This is a genomic window from Rhodococcus sp. H29-C3 (assembly GCF_030063405.1).
Lineage (GTDB): Bacteria > Actinomycetota > Actinomycetes > Mycobacteriales > Mycobacteriaceae > Rhodococcoides.
Genome location: NZ_JASITC010000010.1, coordinates 64,949 through 82,437, shown reverse-complemented (window position 1 = coordinate 82,437; position 17,489 = coordinate 64,949). Strand labels below are relative to the sequence as shown.

Below are 17,489 nucleotides of genomic sequence, written 5' to 3'. Positions count from 1 at the left end.
GACTCGCTTACGGTGCGCCGAAGCCGTAGGTGTAACTCCCCGTCGTCCAGTTCATCGTGGAGTGGTATTTGTAACCACTCATGGTCCCATCTCCGTTGTCTTCGTTCGAAACAAAGCATTCGAATACAGTCGTCGTCGCAGTGAGATCGTCGGCTGATCCTCCGCTCACTGGTGAACACGACACCGAAATGATCGGCCCTTCAACGATGCCTTTCGAGATGTGGTCCTCGGCCATCTTTTCGATGCTGCTTTCGATGCCGCTTACCGAAATGAGCCTCGAGACCCGTTCGGAGTCGTCCGCTTTCTTCTGTGCTGCGGCAGCGGCTGCGACACGGTCGGACTCTTGTTGTGCGGCTTGATCGGCGGCGTCCTGCGCAACTTGCTGCTCCGCCTTCACATTAGAGTCGTGAACTACCTTTGCGGTAATTCCTCCGACAGCCAACACGAGCAAGGCTGCGGCAGCGATGATGACAAGTTTCTTGGACGGGCGCCACCTCGGGGACTTCACACTGGCAGGCGCCGAGGGACTCGACGGTTCCGGTAGATCCAGCCATGTCGAGCCGTTCCAATACCGCTGGCGACCGTCAGGGGTCGGGTACCATCCAGGCTGCGCGGACGGTGATTCATCGGGCATTCAAGCGATCCGTTCGTAACAGGCTTTCCGAGGGCCGGTAGCGGGAGTGCTACGGCGAAAGTGCTTTTCAATTATCCAATGAGAAACTGGATATATTCACCAGTTTGTTCATTCGAGTGAATGAACTTCTGTCTCGGGCAGTTCACGTCAGAGTCCGGGACTGGATTGTGTTCTGGTGGTGCGCTCACCGTCGATGCTGCATAGTGACCGGAGATCGGATCACTATCGTCGAAAGCAGAAAAGATGCGCAATGCCACTACGGCCACGGATGACCGCTGGGTCGTGGTCGATGTAGAGACTTCCGGCCTGAAGGCAAGCCGCGACCGTGTTCTCAGTATTGCCGCATTGACGATCGACGAGAACGGCAATATCGGAAGCGAACTATCCACCTTGGTGAACCCGGGCTGCGACCCTGGACCGGTGCATATTCACAAGCTCACGCCGGATCGGCTGGCAGGTGCGCCGAAGTTCGAGGACGTTGCTCCGCAGCTCATGGAGATGCTGGACGGTCGAACGATGGTCGCGCACAACGCGAGCTTCGACCACGGGTTCTTGAAATTGGAAGCTATGCGCGCAGGTATAGACATGCCCACCAAACAGCGGCTGTGCACTGTCGCTTTGTCACGTCGCTTACAACTCGACCTACCGAACCACAAGCTGGCGACGCTCGCTGGGCATTGGAAAGTCATGCAGTCCAACGCGCACGATGCCTACGACGATGCTGTCGTTCTGGCGCAGATCTTCACCCACAGTTCGCGTCTCGCCCGATCGTTGGATCTGCCCCTGCCGGTGACGATGTGCACCGAGCGCTTGACGCTGTATCCGGACTCCGTCCCACGGACCGACTGCGGCTGGGAGAATCCAGGCCGGTTCGATCCGTCACAGGGGTTGATACAGGGGATGCGCGTCGTAATCAGTGGAAGCACGAATATTCCACGGCTACAACTGGCCGCCCGTCTCGATCAGGCGGGGCTCGACGTCATGAATTCGGTGAGCCGCTACACGAGCCTGGTGGTGTGCTCCGACCCGACTTCCGAGAGTGGCAAGGTACGGCGCGCCCGCGCCAACGGGCTGCAGGTCGTGAGCGAATCGCACATCCTCGACCTCCTTGACGCCGTACGTCCGGGGACTCCCAAGGGCGAGCGGACATCGATCGTCGTGCCTTCGCCGCCGTCACCTCAGGCCCGACTCGAGGCGGGCAAGCCGTGGCAAGACCGACGCGTACTGGTGATGGGTGGGTCGCACGTCGAGTCCGTGTTGATGCGATCGCGATTGATTCAGCTCGGCGCGACGCCCGCTGTGAATCTGAGTGCAGGTGTGACGGACGTTCTGGTGCTGACCGATGGTGATGGCGACCCGCGGATGCCGCGAGTCGCTGAACGTGGATTGACAGTGCTCACCCCGGTGCTGGTCGACAGCGCTTTGAATCTTGACGACCCGATCGCAGTTGGCCCCGTACGGCCGAAGATTGCCCCTCTCGTTCCGCGAGGAGGTGTTCTCGACCTCGACCCGGGCATGACTTCGTTGTCCGTCAACGTATCTTGGCGAGCAAGTGACACCGACAGCACGGCCATCGATGTCGTAGCCTTCCTGCTCAACAGCGACGAATTGGTTTCAAGCGAGGAAGATTTCGTCTTCTTCAATGCACCGGCGACGTCTGACGGCGGAGTTGCGCTGACTATCGATGGGGACAGTGAGCAGGGGATCGGCATCGATCTGACGTCGGTGCCAGCCGACTGCGAACGGATCGTGGTCGCGGGAGCAATCGAAGGCGACGCAACGTTCGGTGATATCGGTGCTGTGTCGATCGCTCTCGACGGGCACGGGGCTCCCGTAGCCACAGCGGTCCTCGATGCGGCGACGACCGAGCGGTCATTGCTCCTTGCCGAGATCTACCGTCGAGGAGCGGGCTGGCGGTTCCGCGCGATCGGTCAAGGGTACGACGACGGTTTGGCGGAACTTGCCGTGCGATACGGCGTGGAGGTGGACGAGTAGCCATCGATCTTCGGTTGTGATTGGTCGCAAGTTCGCTGTTCTGGTTTTCAAAGGCCAGCGATTGCGGTTGAGCTAATGTCGTGCGGGTGACGGAGACTGATCAGGCTGTGTTGTTGACAATCAAGGTGACACTGGATGAAGTGGAGCCGCCGGTGTGGCGGCGTGTTGCTCTGCCCTCGAACCTGCTTCTTCCCGAGTTGCACAACGTGATTCAGGATGCGATGGGCTGGGAGGACCGACATTTACACGCCTTCTCCTCAGCGGAAGGCGGTGCCGGTGATGGTCAACGGTTCGAGATGCAGTTCTCGCTCGACGAAGGCGACGACGGTACCGGGATTGCCGAGGACGACATCCCGATAGGCCGGTTGCTGTCCCGGGTGGGTGACAGCCTCGGATATCAATACGATTTCGGCGACAACTGGGAGCACCGGCTCGTCGTGGAGGCAATCGGCAGGCTGGGTGACAACGGCGTCCGCTGCCTCGGCGGTGAGCGCGCGTGCCCTCCCGAGGACTGCGGGGGACCGTACGGATACAAGGACTTCCTGGAGGCCCTCGCCGACCCGGGGCGTGAGGAGCACGAGCACTATCGCCAGTGGGCGGGAATGTTCGAGGCAGGTCGATTCGAGGTGGACGAGGCCAACGCGCGGATTGTGTCCAGGCGCAATCTCAGTGAACTGAGTCGACTGGTCACCCGTGCGACGCCGTTGTTGGGAACGATCCTCGACCGCGCGCCGCTCAACTACCACCGACTTCTCACGCCGATGCTTCGACTCATCGATTTCGACGACGTCGACGTGGACCCAGTCATCTCCGGCGTCGCCATGGAGAAGCTGTCCTGGATGCTTGCTCGCATCGGCCCGGAAGGGCTTCAATTGACCGCTGCCAACTACTTACGACCCGTTGACGTCGCCGCAATGCGGGACGAGTTGGACTGGGGGCGGGACTGGATCGGCAACTCCTCGCGTGAAATCGACAATCATCAGGTTCATTGGATGCGTACCGCACTGAAAGACCTCGGCCTCGCCCGAGTGCTCAAGGGGCGACTGATCCTGACACAGGATGGTCGAAAACTCGCCAACGATCCCGTAGGTTTGTGGCGCCGGGCAGTCTCGAGATCCCCACTGGGCAAGTCCGACCTGGAAGTTGACGCCGGGATTCTGCTTCTGGTGACTGTGGCAGCAGGATGCGATGGGACCGAACGTAACGCGGCGATTTTCGATTCGCTGTCCGCCATCGGGTGGAGGGTGCCGGACTCGGAGCGTCCGTACACGCAATACCTCGCACGGCCGACACTCGACCTTCTCACCCTCGTAGGAGCTGTTGGATCGGGTCTCGGACGAAGAGATGCCGGACCTGACTGGGGTCGGTCGTTCGCACGACAGTGCCTCGGGTAGTTGCGCCGTCGACACGCATATCGTGACCTAGGATTGCACGGAATTCGGGATCCATTCGGGCCGATCGGCGCGGCCGTCAACTAGTCCCGATCGAAGCATGGCGTTGTTGGAAACGGTCTATGCGCGGACGAGTTTTATTATGTGACAACGTTTTCCACGAACTATAGGTGAATCACCGGTGCCGGCACATTCGCGTCGAACGTTCTTTTTCCAGCACTGTTCGGTCACGCGAGAAGATGGAGTACTGCGTCACGGTCACTCACGTTCGAGGCCCGGGCTATTGGAGCGGATTCACGTAGCCCACCCGATTGTCGGCGAGCTTGGAAGTAGACGGGCATCACATCTTGACTTTCATCATGACGCACGCCACACTTCATAACTAACTGGCGCGTCAGTCAACTAAGGAGTCGAGCGTGAGATCAGCGAAAATTGGATCCCGAGTCGCAGTAGGGCTGGCCGCACTGCTAGCTCTGTCTGCGTGCGGGGTGGGCGGTGATCCGTCGAAAACCCTCACCGTCACCATGTGGGGAGGGGCAGGTCAGCAGACCCATATCGAGAGCTACGTGACTCCGTGGGCTAAGGCGAACGGTCTCAAGGTCCGCCAAGACTCGCCCTCGGACTACGCGAAGATTGCCGCACAGGTCGACAACGGCAACGTCAAGTGGGGCGTGGTCGAGGTAGAGCCGAACTACGCGGAAACAGCCTGCGCGAACGGCACCCTCACCCCGCTGTCCGAGGAGGTGAAGGCCGCGGCCGTCGCCGCGAACATCGATCCGAAGTTCATGAGCGACTGCGGTATCCCAGTCTTGTTGTACGCGTTCACTATCGCTTACAACACGGACACCTTCCCCGACGCTCACCCCACCACCTGGGCTCAGTTCTTCGACACCGATACATTTCCTGGCAAACGCGGTTTCTGGAATTACGCCACCGGCGGCATGTTCGAGGCCGCACTGCTGGCAGACGGGGTAGAGCCGGAGAATCTCTATCCGCTCGATCTGGATCGCGCATTCCGCAAGCTGGACACGATCAAGGACGACATCGTCTTCTACGACACTGGAGACGAGCAAGCTCAACTGGTCGCCAGTGGCGAAGCGCCCCTGGTCCAAGCCTGGAACGGTCGAGTCGGCCAAGCTGCGGCTGAAGATCAACCCATCGCAAACGAATGGGGAGAGAACCTGATCTCGCATGACCAGGTGGTCATTCCCAAGGGCTACCCGAACACAGAACTGGCGATGGACTGGATGGTCCACTTCCTCGGCGACGTCGAGGGCCAGGCCCGTGATGCCGAAGGCAGTCTGTTCGCACCCGTCAATCCCGCGGCGCTCGACGAGGTCCCCTCCGATATTGCCAAGGAACTCTCGACCTACCCGGCCAACATCGAAGAATCGGCCGGCGCGATCGACTACCGCTATTGGGCCGAGCACTACAACGAAGTCACCGAGCGACTGAATGCGTGGGCCATCTCATGAGTCATGTTCTCGAAGCCCCGGTCGAAGTGACGGCTCCCAAACCGCCGAAGAGTGCAAAGCCGCCGTGGCGGTCACGCTTCGAGACCAACGGGTGGTCGCTGCTGCTGTTGCCGGTGGTGGTGTTCCTACTCGTGGTCTTCATCGCGCCACTTATCATGATGTTTTCCAAGAGTTTCACCGATCCCACTGTCGGACTGGATAATTACCGGGCGATCTGGGAAAACTCCCTCTACCTGAAGGTCCTGAAGAACACCTTCGTCGTCGCAATCGGCACCACGGTGCTGACACTGCTCATCGCGTTCCCCTATGCGTATTTGATGACTCTGGCGACCCCGTTCTGGCGAGCCGTGATGATCATCGCGGTCCTAGTACCGTTCTGGACCAGCCTGCTGGTACGCAGCTTCGCGCTGGTGCTCGTGCTGCGGGACACCGGCGCGCTGAACACCGCCCTCGACTCGATAGGCGTCATCGACGAACCGCTGCCGCTGCTACGTCACATGTCGGGGGTGCTGTTCGGCATGGTTCAGATCACGCTGCCGTTCGCCGTGCTGCCGCTATACGCCACGATGCGCGGGATCGACCGTCGGCTGCTCCAAGCGGCAGAGAGTCTCGGGGCCAGGCCCTCGCTGGCATTCGCCAAGGTCTACGTGCCGCTGACGATGCCCGGCATGTTCGCCGGCGTGATCCTCGTCTTCATCCAGGCACTCGGCTACTACATCACGCCCGCCCTGCTGGGCGGTCCGCAGAACACGATGATCGGCGAGCTCATCGTCCAACAGGTCAGCACGGTGCTGCGGTTCGGCTTCGCGGCCGCGCTCGGTGTCCTACTGCTCGTGAGCACCCTCGTGCTCCTCGCCATCGCCAGCCGATTCGTGGACATGAAGAAATATTTGATGGGGCAATCATGACTAGACTCCTGACCCGAGCGGCGTTGATCCTCGTCGCCGCGGTGACCATCGCGTACCTCCTCCTGCCGGTACTGGTAGTGATCCCGATGTCCTTCTCGGACAGCGCCTTCCTGCAATTCCCACCGAAGGCATTCTCCACCCGCTGGTACGAGCAGCTGATCAACGATCCGACGTGGATCGAGTCGGCGCTGGTAAGTCTGCGAGTGGCGGTCCTCTCGACGATCTGCGCGGTAGTGCTGGGCGTGCTGGCCGCGATGGGCCTGGTCCGCGGCAAGTACCCGTTCCGCGGGGCGCTCACCGCACTGCTGCTGGCGCCGGTCATCGTGCCGTACGTCATCGTCGGCCTCGCGGTCTACATCGTCTTCCTCAAGATGGGGCTGACCGAGACGACGCTCGGCTTCGTGCTGGTGCATACCGCGCTGGCGGTGCCGTACGTAATTATCAATGTGGCCTCCGGGCTGGTCAGCTTCGACCGAGGGTTGGAACTCGCGGCACAAAGCCTCGGTTCGGGACCGATCTCCACCTTCTTCCGCGTGACATTCCCGAACATCGCAGCCAGCGTCTTCGCCGGAGCCCTGTTCGCCTTCATCACCTCGTGGGACGAGGTCGTCAGCGCGATCTTCCTCTCGGGACCGGAAATGACCACGCTGCCAGTGCGGATCTGGTCCGGCGTCAAGGTATCTGTAGACCCGACGGTCGCCGCCATCTCCGGCCTGACCCTGTTCGTCATCATCGGCTCATTCCTCCTGTTCGGAGCGATGAAGCTGATCCGCCTGAGCATTCGAACGTACCGGCACCGCAACGCCGGCACCACGATTGGAGCAACGTCATGAGCACCGCAACCCTGAAAACCCCGGCCGCAACCGACAAGCCAGGCGCGGGCATCACCGTCACCGGCGTGACCAAGAAATACGGCACCACCACTGTGCTGGACAACTTGGACCTCGACATCCGCGGCGGCGAGTTCCTCACACTGCTCGGGGCCAGCGGCTCCGGCAAGTCCACACTTCTCAACATCATGTCGGGGTTCATCAAGCCCACCGACGGCAACATCGAAGTCGATGGACGGATGCTGACCAAGGTGCCGCCCCACAAGCGCGGCTTCGGCGTGGTGTTCCAGAACTACTCACTGTTCCCGCACATGACCATCGCCGAGAACGTCGCCTTCCCGCTACGCAGGCACGGTTGGAACAAAGCGGACATCAAGAACGGCGTCGCCGACGCACTGGAGTTGGTCCAGCTCGGCCACCTCGGCGCGCGGATGCCGTCGGAGCTCTCGGGCGGTCAACAGCAGCGAGTGGCGCTGGCCCGCGCGGTCGTCTTCCGCCCTCCGGTGCTGTTGATGGACGAGCCTCTCGGCGCGCTCGACAAGCTACTGCGCGAACAATTGCAGCTGGAAATTCGTCGCCTGCACAAGGAACTGGGCATCACGTTCGTGTTCGTCACCCACGACCAGGACGAGGCACTCGCGATGTCCGACCGCATCGCACTGCTGCGCGACGGCGCGATCGTCCAGGTAGGTACTCCCGAGGAGCTCTACAAATCCCCGAACTGCACCTATGCGGCAGAATTCATCGGCGCGTCGAACATCTTCACGGGCACGATCACGGGCGGCGTCTTCACCGAGAACGAGACTTCGAACCGCCTTCAGGTACCGGCCACCGCGCCCAGCGGAGCGGCCAGCGTAATGCTGCGTCCCGAGCGCATCGGCATCATCGGTGCTGGTGAGACCGTCGCCGCCGACCACGACAAGATCGACGGAACTGTCGAGGACACAGTCTATTTCGGCAATTGCCGTCAGGTGCAGGTTCGGACATCGGATGGTCGTCTGCTGATCGCCCGCACCCCCGTCCCGCATACAGCAGACGCGGTGACGGCCGGTGCAGCAGTGCACGCGCATTGGCCCACCGTCGATCTCACCGTCCTCGATCGCTGAACCAGCCTCACCAACTCAGGAGTTCCATCGCTATGGCTACTACCACGATCGCCGGCGCAAGCCTGCGCGTGTTCACAGATCCGGAATCGGTCGCCGTCATCGGGGCGTCGGCGGATCTGTCGAAGTGGGGATACTGGCTGGCACGCGGCGCACTCAAAGGCCGCGATCGGCGCAGCGTGTATCTGATCAACCGCAGCGGGGCCGACATCCTCGGCGAGCGCAGCTACCGGAGCATCGCGGATCTACCGACCGTGCCGGAGCTCGTGGCGCTGTGCGTGCCGCCGGCCACGGTGGGCGCGGTCGTCGACGAAGCGCTCGCATTGGGAGTGCGTGGATTTCTCGGCATCACCGCCGGAGCACCCGGCGAGCAGGAGATCGGCGCGCGGATCAAGGCAGCAGGGGCCCGAATGGTCGGCATGAACAGCCTCGGCATCTTCGACGCCTCCACCACGCTGCAGCTGGCCTGGGGCGAATTCACCCCAGGCTCCATCGCGATCATCTCGCAGAGCGGCCAGCTCGGTTCGGAGATCGCGACACTCGCAGATCGCGCCGGACTGGGTATTTCACGTTTCGTTTCCATCGGAAACCAGACCGACGTAATAGCGGCCGAGCTGCTCGAAGACCTGATCGGCGATGAGCGCACCAAAGTCGTTGCTCTCTATCTCGAAAGCTTCGCCGGCGGCCGGCAACTGATCTCGACGATCGCCCGACTGCGCGCGGCCGGCAAGCACACGATCCTGTTGACCGTGGGCGCCAGCGCGGCCAGCACCCGGCTGGCTCGTTCGCACACCGGATCGATGACCTCCGCACTGGATGTCGTCGATGCGGCGGCGCGTGCAGCGGGCGCGGTACGAGTGAACACCCCCACCGAGATCATTCAGGTGGCGCGACTGCTGATGTCGGCGCACCTACCCGCCGGCGGCCGTGTCGGCGTAGTCGGAGACAGTGGGGGACAGACCGGTATCGCGGCCGACGTCGCATCCATGGCCGGGTTGGAAGTTGCGGCGTTCAGCGAACCACTGGCGGGCGTCCTGACGGACATGCTGCCGGACGGTGCTGCGGTCAGCAATCCCGTCGATCTCGCCGGAGCAGGCGAGAAGGACTTGACCACCTACGCCACCGTCGTCGAGCAGATGCTGGCATCGGAGGAAGTGGACTCGGTACTGTTGACCGGCTACTTCGGCAGCTACGGCGTCGACACACCGACCCTTGCCGCCTGCGAAACCGGATTGGTCGAGCGGATGGCGGCTTCGGCACTCGCGGCAGGTAAGCCATTGCTCGTGCATTCGATGGTGGCAGAAGGCCCCGCGATCGAGGCGATGTGGGAACACGGCATCCCCGCCTACGCCAGTATCGAGGCTGCAGTGTCCTCCCTGTCCTCGGTCACCGCATTGCAACGATCCGGTCGAGAGATGACCATATCGGCGCCAGACGACACCCCGATCGGTCCGGGATATACTGCGGCTCAATCCTTTCTGCGTCGAGCTGGGGTCCAGTTTCCTGGCAGCGGCCGCGTTCTCGTGGCCCAGGACATCGACCGAGTAGCCGCTGAACTGACCGCCCCCTTCGTCCTCAAAGCCGCCTGGCTCGAGCACAAGAGCGAGGTCGGCGGCGTCGCAGTCGGCCTGCGTGACATCGCGCAGGCGCGTGAGGCCTTTGTGGAGATGCACGACAAGATCGGCGACGGTGAGTACATCCTCGAAGAGATGGACCGGCGCGCGGACGTCGTCGAAATCCTGCTGGGTGTACGCCGCGACCGCGACCTCGGACCCGTCGTGGTCGTCGGCGCGGGCGGCACCGAGGCAGAGGTCTACCGTGACGTCGCCATCGAAATGGCGCCCGTGGATCGCAGCACCGCCGCGGCGATGATCGAGCGACTTCAATGCCACGCACTGCTACTCGGCTGGCGCGGCAAGCCTGCGGTGGACATCGCCGGACTGACGGACCTCGTTGTGGCGGTCTCCGAGCTCGCCGCCGCCCACCCCACCATCTCGGAGATCGAGCTCAATCCGCTACGCGTAGGACCGACCGGCATCGTTGCGGTGGACGCACTGATCATCGAAGAACCCTCCTACTGAATCTCTTCAGAAGCCCAAATCTCTTCAGAAGCCCAAATCTGTTCAGAAGCATTGACAAGCAAGGAAATTGATATGACTGCACCAGATATTCGCAACGAGTTTGCCGGCCGCGTCGCCGTCATCACCGGAGGGGGATCGGGGATCGGCCGTGCCATCGCGGTCCGCTACGCCGCCGCCGGAGGCACTGTCGCGGTAGTGGGACGCCGAGAAGAGCCGTTGCTCGAGACCGTCCGCCTCGCCGAAGCCGCCGGAGGCAAAGGGGAAGCATTGACCTGCGACGTACGCGATGCCGCAGCGGTCGAAGCGCTGATCGACGGCGTCGTCGAACGGCACGGCCGCCTCGACGTACTGGTCAACAATGCCGCTGGCAACTTCGTGGTGCCCGGGGAGAACCTGTCACCGGGCGGCTGGAAGGCCGTCATCGACATCGTCCTCAACGGCAGTTTCTACGGCACCCGCGCGGCCAGCAAGCATATGCTCGCCGCCGGCCGGGGCGCGATCCTCAACACCATCGCCACCTACGCCTGGCACGGACACCCTGGCACCGTGCACAGTGCGGCGGCGAAAGCTGGGGTGGTTGCGATGACGCGAACCTTGGCAGTGGAGTGGGCTGCGCGCGGTGTCCGGCTCAACTGCATCGCGCCGGGACCGACGGAGACCGAGGGCGCGGGCGCCGCGCTGTGGCCCGACGAGAAGGCCCGTGCCCGTGTACTTTCCAGCGTCCCGGCGGGCCGGTTCACCACACCCGAGGAGGTTGCGGAATCCGCGGCCTACCTACTGTCCGACCGGGCCGCCTACGTCACCGGCGAAACGCTGGTGGTCGACGGCGGCCAATGGCTGGGCAAAGCCATCTACACCGATCCCCGAAACGAGGCCTGAAATGGCAACCGATATGAATGGCGGCCAGGCGCTGGTCGCAGCGCTGGAAGCCCACGGCGTCCGGACCGTATTCGGTATCCCCGGCACCCACAACCTACCGATCTATTCCGCGCTCGCGGACTCGCAGATCACCCACGTGCTCACCCGCCACGAGCAGGGGGCCGGGTACGCGGCTGACGGTTACGCGCGCACATCGGGCCAACCGGGGGTGGCGATCACCACATCCGGCCCGGCCATCCTCAATGCCGCTGCCGCGGCAGCTCAGGCATACTCCGATTCGATTCCGGTGCTGCTGATCTCGCCAGGGCTACCTCTGCGGCATCCGAGCCACGGCAACGGCATCCTGCACGAGATCAAGAACCAAATCGGCGCAATGGACTCCGTCGTGGGACACTGTCAGCGGGTGACCAGCGTGGCGGAGATTCCACTGGCGGTCGCGCAGTGCTTTGCGGCGATGACTTCCGGCCGTCCCCGGCCGGCGTTCCTGGAGATTCCACTCGATATTCTCGACGAGTCGGTACCCGTCAACATCATTGGGCCGATCGCTCAGTCTTCGGTGGCTGCGCCCGTCGCCGAGCTGGACAAGGCCCGCGCGCTGTTGGCAGCGGCGGCCTCGCCGCTGATCATCGCGGGCGGTGGATCTTCGGGCTCGGCAACACCATTGCGGGAGTTGGCAGAGCTGCTGGGAGCTCCGGTGCTGACCACCACCAATGGCAAAGGCGTACTGCCGGAAAGCCACGAGCTCTCGCTCGGGGCGGGCGTACATCTGCCGTCGGTCAAGGATTTGGTTTCGGAGTCCGACGCGATACTCGCCGTCGGCACCGAGCTCGCGCCTTCGGACTTCTGGTACGGGCCGCTCGAGGCGGAGGGGAAGTTGATCCGTATCGATATCGACCCGACATCGGTGTGCACCAACGCGATTCCCGAGGTGGCACTGATCGGCGACGCGTCCGCGACTTTGCGCGCGCTCATCGACGGGTTGGTTCGCGAACCCGCTACGCAGCGTGCTGCGCAGTGGCGTATCAGGCTGCGGTCCGATTCAGAGGTCGAGGGCAAAAACTACCTGGGCATTCTCGCCGCACTCGACAAGGCGCTGGACGAGGACGCGATACTCGTCGGCGACTCCACCATGGCCTGCTACTACGGCGCCATGGCGAACCTGCCGTTGCACCGGCCGCGTTCCTTCCTCTACCCGACGGGTGTCGGCACTCTCGGCTACGGACTGCCCGCAGCGATCGGCGCAAAGATCGCGGCGGGTGACCGGCAAGTTGTGGCGATGCTCGGTGACGGCGGCGTGATGTTCACCATCGCCGAACTTGCCGCGGCCGCGGAACTCGCTGTGCCGCTGCCGATCATCGTGGTCGACAACGGCGGCTACGGCGAGATCCGCGACGAGATGATCGAACGATCCGACCCCGTCCACGCGGTGGGCTTGGCCGCCATCGACTTCCCTGCCCTGGCCCGCTCGATGGGTTGTCTGGGTGTCGGCCTGGAGTCCTCGGCCGACTTGACCGACGCGGTCACGAAAGCTTTCGCGGCCGATAGGCCCACCGTCATTCACATTCGCGAGGAGAAGTCATGACCGCACCGCAGAACTGGATGCGCGACACCGTATTGACAGGCGGGCGCTGGGAACCGCGCTCGACTACGACGGATGTGGAGAATCCTGCCACCGGTGAAATCGTCGGCCGGGCCGCATCCGCCACCGTGGCAGACGTGAACCTTGCTGTCGCGGCCGCAGTCGCCGCGGGTACGGACTGGGGCCGGACCACCGGAAAGCAGCGCTCGGCGGCACTGGAAGAACTGGTGGCCGCACTACGTGATCGCCGGGACGAGTTGGTCGCAGCAACGATCGCAGAGGTCGGTGCGCCGATCACGGTGGCCGAGGAGGCCCACGTGGATTTGGCGATCGAGATCATCGAGTCCTTCGCCGTCATTGCACGGGACACCCCGCTACGTGAGCGAACCGGCAACTCGGTGCTGCTGCGTCGCCCGGCGGGGGTGGTCGCATGCATCACGCCGTGGAACTATCCGCTCTACCAGTTGGCGGCGAAGGTCGGTGCGGCCTTGGCAGCGGGGTGCACCACGGTGCTCAAACCCGCCGAGCTGACTCCGATCACCACGTACCTGTTCTGCGATGCGGTGCTCGAGACCTCGCTCCCCGCCGGGGTGGTGAACCTGCTGCCCGGCTCCGGAACCGTGCTCGGGCCGGCGCTGACCGAGCATCCCGATGTCGCTGTGGTCTCCTTCACCGGCTCGACCATGGTGGGCCGTCAGGTGGGCCGCTCAGCGGGCGAGCTGATCAAGCGGGCGTGCCTCGAACTCGGCGGGAAGTCCGCCTCGGTGCTGCTGGCCGACGCGGACTTCGAAGTCGCGGTACCCGCCACCGTAGACGCCGCGATGCTCAACAGCGGACAGACGTGCAGCGCGTGGACCAGGTTGTTGGTGCCGCAGGAACGTTACGACGAGGCCGTGACGTTGGCCTCGAAGCGTGCCGACGCACTGGTGGTAGGAGATCCGAACGATCGCAGCACCGATCTCGGTCCGTTGGTCTCGCACAAGCAACGACTGTCGGTGCTGGCTGCGGTCGACGGCGCGATCGAGCGCGGTGCCCGGGTTGCGGCAGGCGGCACGGATCCAATCCCCGGACTCGACGGGCATTACGTGCGCGCGACCGTCCTCTGCGATATCAAGCGTGGCGACCCGGTGACAACCGAGGAGATCTTCGGCCCGGTCCTGGTCGTCGAGGCCTACCGGGACGAGGACGACGCTGTCGCGCTGGCGAATGCCACCGACTACGGGTTGGCCGGCGCGGTGTGGTCGGCGGATGCGGAAGCTGCACTGGAGATTGCGGCACGACTCGATACCGGGCAGGTCGATATCAACGGCGCGTTGTTCAACCCATTGGCGCCGTTCGGCGGCTGGAAGCTCTCCGGACTGGGCCGTGAGCTCGGTGTGATCGGCTTCGAGGAGTTCACGGAATGGACGTCGGTGCAGATGTGAACCACTGAAGACGAGCAACTTTCGCGCATCTATTTACATTTCAGACACTTCGGTACATAGTTAACTGACCAGTCAATTAAGAAAGGCCATCAAGATGACCCTCACCGCGTTCGAGCCCTGGGCCCTCACCACCGAGCAGCGCGAGATCGTCAAGCTCTGCCGCGACTTCGCAGCGAAGGAGATCCGCCCCCGCGGCCGCGAGGTCGACGAGGCCGACACGGTCACACCCGTCGACATCTTCCAGAAGGCCGCGCAGGTCGGCATCACCGACTACATGATCCCGGAGGAGTTCGGCGGCGGCGGGTTCACCGACGTCTTCACTCAGTGCCTGGTCCAAGAGGAACTGTGTTTCGGCGATCCCGGTATCGGCAACTTCGTGTGCTCCAACGGCTTCTTCTCCGACCCGATCCTCGAGCTCGGCACCGATGAGCAGAAGGAAAAGTGGCTGCGTCCACTGACCGGCACTTCGCCCCTGCTGACGGCTCTCGCGACCACCGAGCCGGGATCAGGTTCGGACGCCGCATCCATGGTCACTTACGCCACCAAGGTCGACGGCGGATACAAGATCAAGGGCCAGAAGGTGTGGATCTCCAACGCCGGCGCGGCCAGTCAGTACGTAGTTTTCGCCAAGACGGACCGCAACGAGCGGTCCAAGGGGATTACCGCATTCCTGATCAAGAGCGACGTGGCGGGTCTGAGCTGGGGCGAGCCGATGAAGAAGATGGGCCAGCGGGCGATCGTCTGCCGCGAGCTGTTCTTCGACGACGTCTTCGTCCCCGACGAGGATCGACTCGGAGACGAAGGCCAAGGCTTCATCGGTCTGATGAAGACCTTCGATATTTCGCGCATCGTCCTCGGCGCAGCGGCCGTCGGCTCAGCGCGCGCGGCCTACGAGTTCGCACTCGACTACGCCCGCAATCGCACACAGTTCGGCAAGCCGATCATCGAGCACCAGGCAGTGGCATTTCGGTTGGCGGACATGGCAAATCGCATCGAGTCTGCGCGCTTGCTGGTTCTGCACGCGGCGCGTTCGCTCGACGCCGGCCACGACTCCACTGGGCTGGCAGCGATGGCCAAACTGACGGCTTCGGAGACGGCCATGTTCGTCACGCACGCTGCGATCCAGACACTCGGTGGTTGGGGTTACTCCCGCGAATTCCCCGTGGAGCAATGGATGCGCGACGTCAAGCTCGAAGAGCTCGAGGAAGGCACCTCGGACATCATGCGGCTCGTGATCTCGCGGAAGCTCTAATTTAGTGTCACTGTCGACCAAACGCCCAGGCGTCGAAGCGAATCCGGCCACCCCGCCGCACGTCGCCGTCGCCTGGGCGTGCGGCGTCTTGTCGGCAGTGGTATATGGCCTGACGCCGACGATCGCCGCGCTTTCCTACGGAACTGGATTGACGCCGACGATGCTCGTTGCGCTGCGCAGCTTGTTCGGGGCCGCGGCGATCCTGCTGTTCGCCTGGGCGACCGGCCGGATTCGACTCTCGTCGTGGCGGGCGGCACTGAGACTGATGCTGGTGTGTGGGCCACTCTTCGGTTTTCAACTGCTGTGCTATTTTGCGGCTGTCCAATCCACCGGTGTGCAGGTCGCGGTGGTAGTCGTGCACGTCTACCCGGTGTTCGTCCTCCTGATGGTGTGGCTGACGTACCGACAGCGGCACAGCCCGCTGGTTATCGCGTTATGCCTCGTCATGATCGGGGGAATCGGGCTGGTCGGCTGGACCGGGGCGGCAGACGTCAAGCTGGCGGGCATCGGGCTCGCAGTGGCCAGCGCTTTGGGCTATGCCCTGTACCTAGTGCTCGGTGAGCGGTGGGTGCAAGAAGTGGGAGCCGTGGTCGCCGGCGGTCTGGTTACGGCGGGCGCTGGGCTGACCGCTGGGGCGGTCGCCTTGGTGACCTGGCAGAGCCTGGCGATCACATCGATGGGGTGGGTGTCGGTGATCCTGCAGGGGGTCTTCATGATTCCGGTCGGCATCGGCTGCGCGTTCTACGCGGTGCGCAGGCTCGGCTCGGTCTCGTTGAGCCTGCTGGGTTTGTTGGAGCCGATCGTCGGTGTGCTGGCCGCAAGCCTTGTGCTCGCAGAATCCCTGATGCCCGGTCAGTGGGCCGGGATGGTGGTGATTCTTCTCGCGTGCGGGGTATTGCCTTGGGCGACGTCCACCAAAAGGCGAGTGCCAGTCACCCCAACACTTGTCCGATACGGTAGCCAAGAGTGATGAGAAGGAGTGGTGATCAACATGGCACGCCCGAGTGTCGAGGCCGAACGCAGGCAGCAAATTCTGCAAGCCGCATGCGAAAGCATCGCGGAGCTGGGTTTCCGAGGTGTCCGGGTAGCTGACGTCGCCAAGGGTGCAGGGATAAGTAGTGGCACCGTCCATTATTACTTCGAGTCGAAAGACGCCCTGCTGCGCGAGGCATTCGCCTTCAACTTCGAAAACTCCCTCGAGCGACGCAAGTGGATAGGGGAGGGCAAGGAATCACCTCGCGCGCACTTGCACCACCTCGTCGAGTCGTACCTGCCGGCCGGTCCCGAGACGATCACAGCGTGGCGAGTATGGGTCGAGCTATGGGCAGCAGCGCTGGGCAGCGTTGAGCTGCAAGCACTCAACGACACCATCTATCAGACCTGGCGGGCCATCGTCCGCTCCACTGTCGACGACGCTGCCGCGGTGGGCGTGCTCAACGAGGCCACCGACCCGGCCGACCTGACCGACATGCTTCTGAGCATGCTCGACGGCTTGGCAATTCAGGCCTTGAACAAGTCCACCCATGTGACGCAAGCACGCATGCTCGAACTATGTGACTCGTACATCGACTCGATCATGCTCATCGGCGACCCAATTCGGACCTGAAGGCTGGGCTCCTCCGGGGGGTACCGACGAATATCCCAAACTTTGTCTCGATAGAGCTTGGCATGCCAGTCCCACGATTTGGCGAAACCCGAAACAGTGAGTTGGCACTCGTCACGATGCTGGCATCGCGGTGACCCGCTCTCTCAACTTCTGCTCGCACGAGAAGGTTTGGCAAAATTTTCGTCGTATGCGGGGTACCGATCGTGAACTTTTCCAGCGACCGACTCAGGGTCGTGCCAGACCCATCCGATCAGTCCGTCGCCACCGCACTCGTTTCGATGCTTGTCGAACAGTAGACACGGCCGGTAACGGCGCTGGCCCTCAGCTACCGG

The 17,489-nt window shown here is 63.1% G+C and carries 14 protein-coding genes; 13 read left to right on the top strand and 1 reads right to left on the bottom strand.

Going from position 1 to position 17,489, the window contains the following annotated elements:
- Positions 1–7 precede the first annotated feature (7 nt).
- Positions 8–634, bottom strand: a complete 627-nt coding sequence (locus QMK32_RS19450; protein WP_283476844.1) for a DUF2510 domain-containing protein — start codon at positions 632–634, stop codon at positions 8–10.
- 243 nt (positions 635–877) lie between these two features.
- On the opposite strand from QMK32_RS19450, the gene QMK32_RS19445 reads away from it, so the two are divergent.
- The 13 genes from QMK32_RS19445 (at position 878) to QMK32_RS19385 (ending at position 17,157) form a co-directional block, all read left to right on the top strand.
- Positions 878–2,629, top strand: coding sequence for a TerD family protein (locus tag QMK32_RS19445; protein ID WP_283476843.1), 1,752 nt, complete (start codon positions 878–880; stop codon positions 2,627–2,629).
- Between the two features lie 86 nt (positions 2,630–2,715).
- Positions 2,716–4,023 carry a plasmid pRiA4b ORF-3 family protein gene (locus QMK32_RS19440; RefSeq protein ID WP_283476842.1) on the top strand — a complete coding sequence of 436 codons (1,308 nt, stop codon included), beginning with the start codon at positions 2,716–2,718 and terminating at the stop codon, positions 4,021–4,023.
- A 413-nt stretch (positions 4,024–4,436) separates the two neighbouring features.
- Positions 4,437–5,495 (top strand): ABC transporter substrate-binding protein, encoded by a 1,059-nt coding sequence (locus tag QMK32_RS19435; RefSeq protein ID WP_210729889.1) that lies wholly within the window; start codon positions 4,437–4,439, stop codon positions 5,493–5,495.
- Positions 5,492–6,403 (top strand): ABC transporter permease, encoded by a 912-nt coding sequence (locus tag QMK32_RS19430; protein ID WP_283476839.1) that lies wholly within the window; start codon positions 5,492–5,494, stop codon positions 6,401–6,403. The genes QMK32_RS19435 and QMK32_RS19430 overlap by 4 nt, the downstream gene beginning before the upstream one ends.
- Positions 6,400–7,236 (top strand): ABC transporter permease, encoded by an 837-nt coding sequence (locus QMK32_RS19425; RefSeq protein WP_283476838.1) that lies wholly within the window; start codon positions 6,400–6,402, stop codon positions 7,234–7,236. Before QMK32_RS19430 ends, QMK32_RS19425 begins: the two co-directional genes overlap by 4 nt.
- Positions 7,233–8,339: an ABC transporter ATP-binding protein gene (locus tag QMK32_RS19420; protein WP_283476836.1), complete on the top strand. Its 1,107-nt coding sequence runs from the start codon at positions 7,233–7,235 to the stop codon at positions 8,337–8,339. The genes QMK32_RS19425 and QMK32_RS19420 overlap by 4 nt, the downstream gene beginning before the upstream one ends.
- A gap of 32 nt (positions 8,340–8,371) precedes the next feature.
- Positions 8,372–10,417 carry an acetate--CoA ligase family protein gene (locus QMK32_RS19415; RefSeq protein WP_283476834.1) on the top strand — a complete coding sequence of 682 codons (2,046 nt, stop codon included), beginning with the start codon at positions 8,372–8,374 and terminating at the stop codon, positions 10,415–10,417.
- Between the two features lie 72 nt (positions 10,418–10,489).
- Positions 10,490–11,296 carry an SDR family oxidoreductase gene (locus QMK32_RS19410; RefSeq protein WP_136171585.1) on the top strand — a complete coding sequence of 269 codons (807 nt, stop codon included), beginning with the start codon at positions 10,490–10,492 and terminating at the stop codon, positions 11,294–11,296.
- A 1-nt stretch (position 11,297) separates the two neighbouring features.
- Entirely contained in the window at positions 11,298–12,878 is a 1,581-nt protein-coding gene (locus tag QMK32_RS19405; protein ID WP_283476832.1) for a thiamine pyrophosphate-binding protein, read from the top strand.
- Positions 12,875–14,299: an aldehyde dehydrogenase family protein gene (locus QMK32_RS19400; RefSeq protein WP_283476831.1), complete on the top strand. Its 1,425-nt coding sequence runs from the start codon at positions 12,875–12,877 to the stop codon at positions 14,297–14,299. The genes QMK32_RS19405 and QMK32_RS19400 overlap by 4 nt, the downstream gene beginning before the upstream one ends.
- A gap of 94 nt (positions 14,300–14,393) precedes the next feature.
- Entirely contained in the window at positions 14,394–15,551 is a 1,158-nt protein-coding gene (locus tag QMK32_RS19395) for an acyl-CoA dehydrogenase family protein (RefSeq protein WP_283476829.1), read from the top strand.
- Between the two features lie 4 nt (positions 15,552–15,555).
- Positions 15,556–16,521 carry a DMT family transporter gene (locus QMK32_RS19390; RefSeq protein ID WP_283476827.1) on the top strand — a complete coding sequence of 322 codons (966 nt, stop codon included), beginning with the start codon at positions 15,556–15,558 and terminating at the stop codon, positions 16,519–16,521.
- A gap of 21 nt (positions 16,522–16,542) precedes the next feature.
- Positions 16,543–17,157 carry a TetR/AcrR family transcriptional regulator gene (locus QMK32_RS19385; RefSeq protein WP_283476825.1) on the top strand — a complete coding sequence of 205 codons (615 nt, stop codon included), beginning with the start codon at positions 16,543–16,545 and terminating at the stop codon, positions 17,155–17,157.
- The last annotated feature ends 332 nt before the right edge of the window (positions 17,158–17,489 follow it).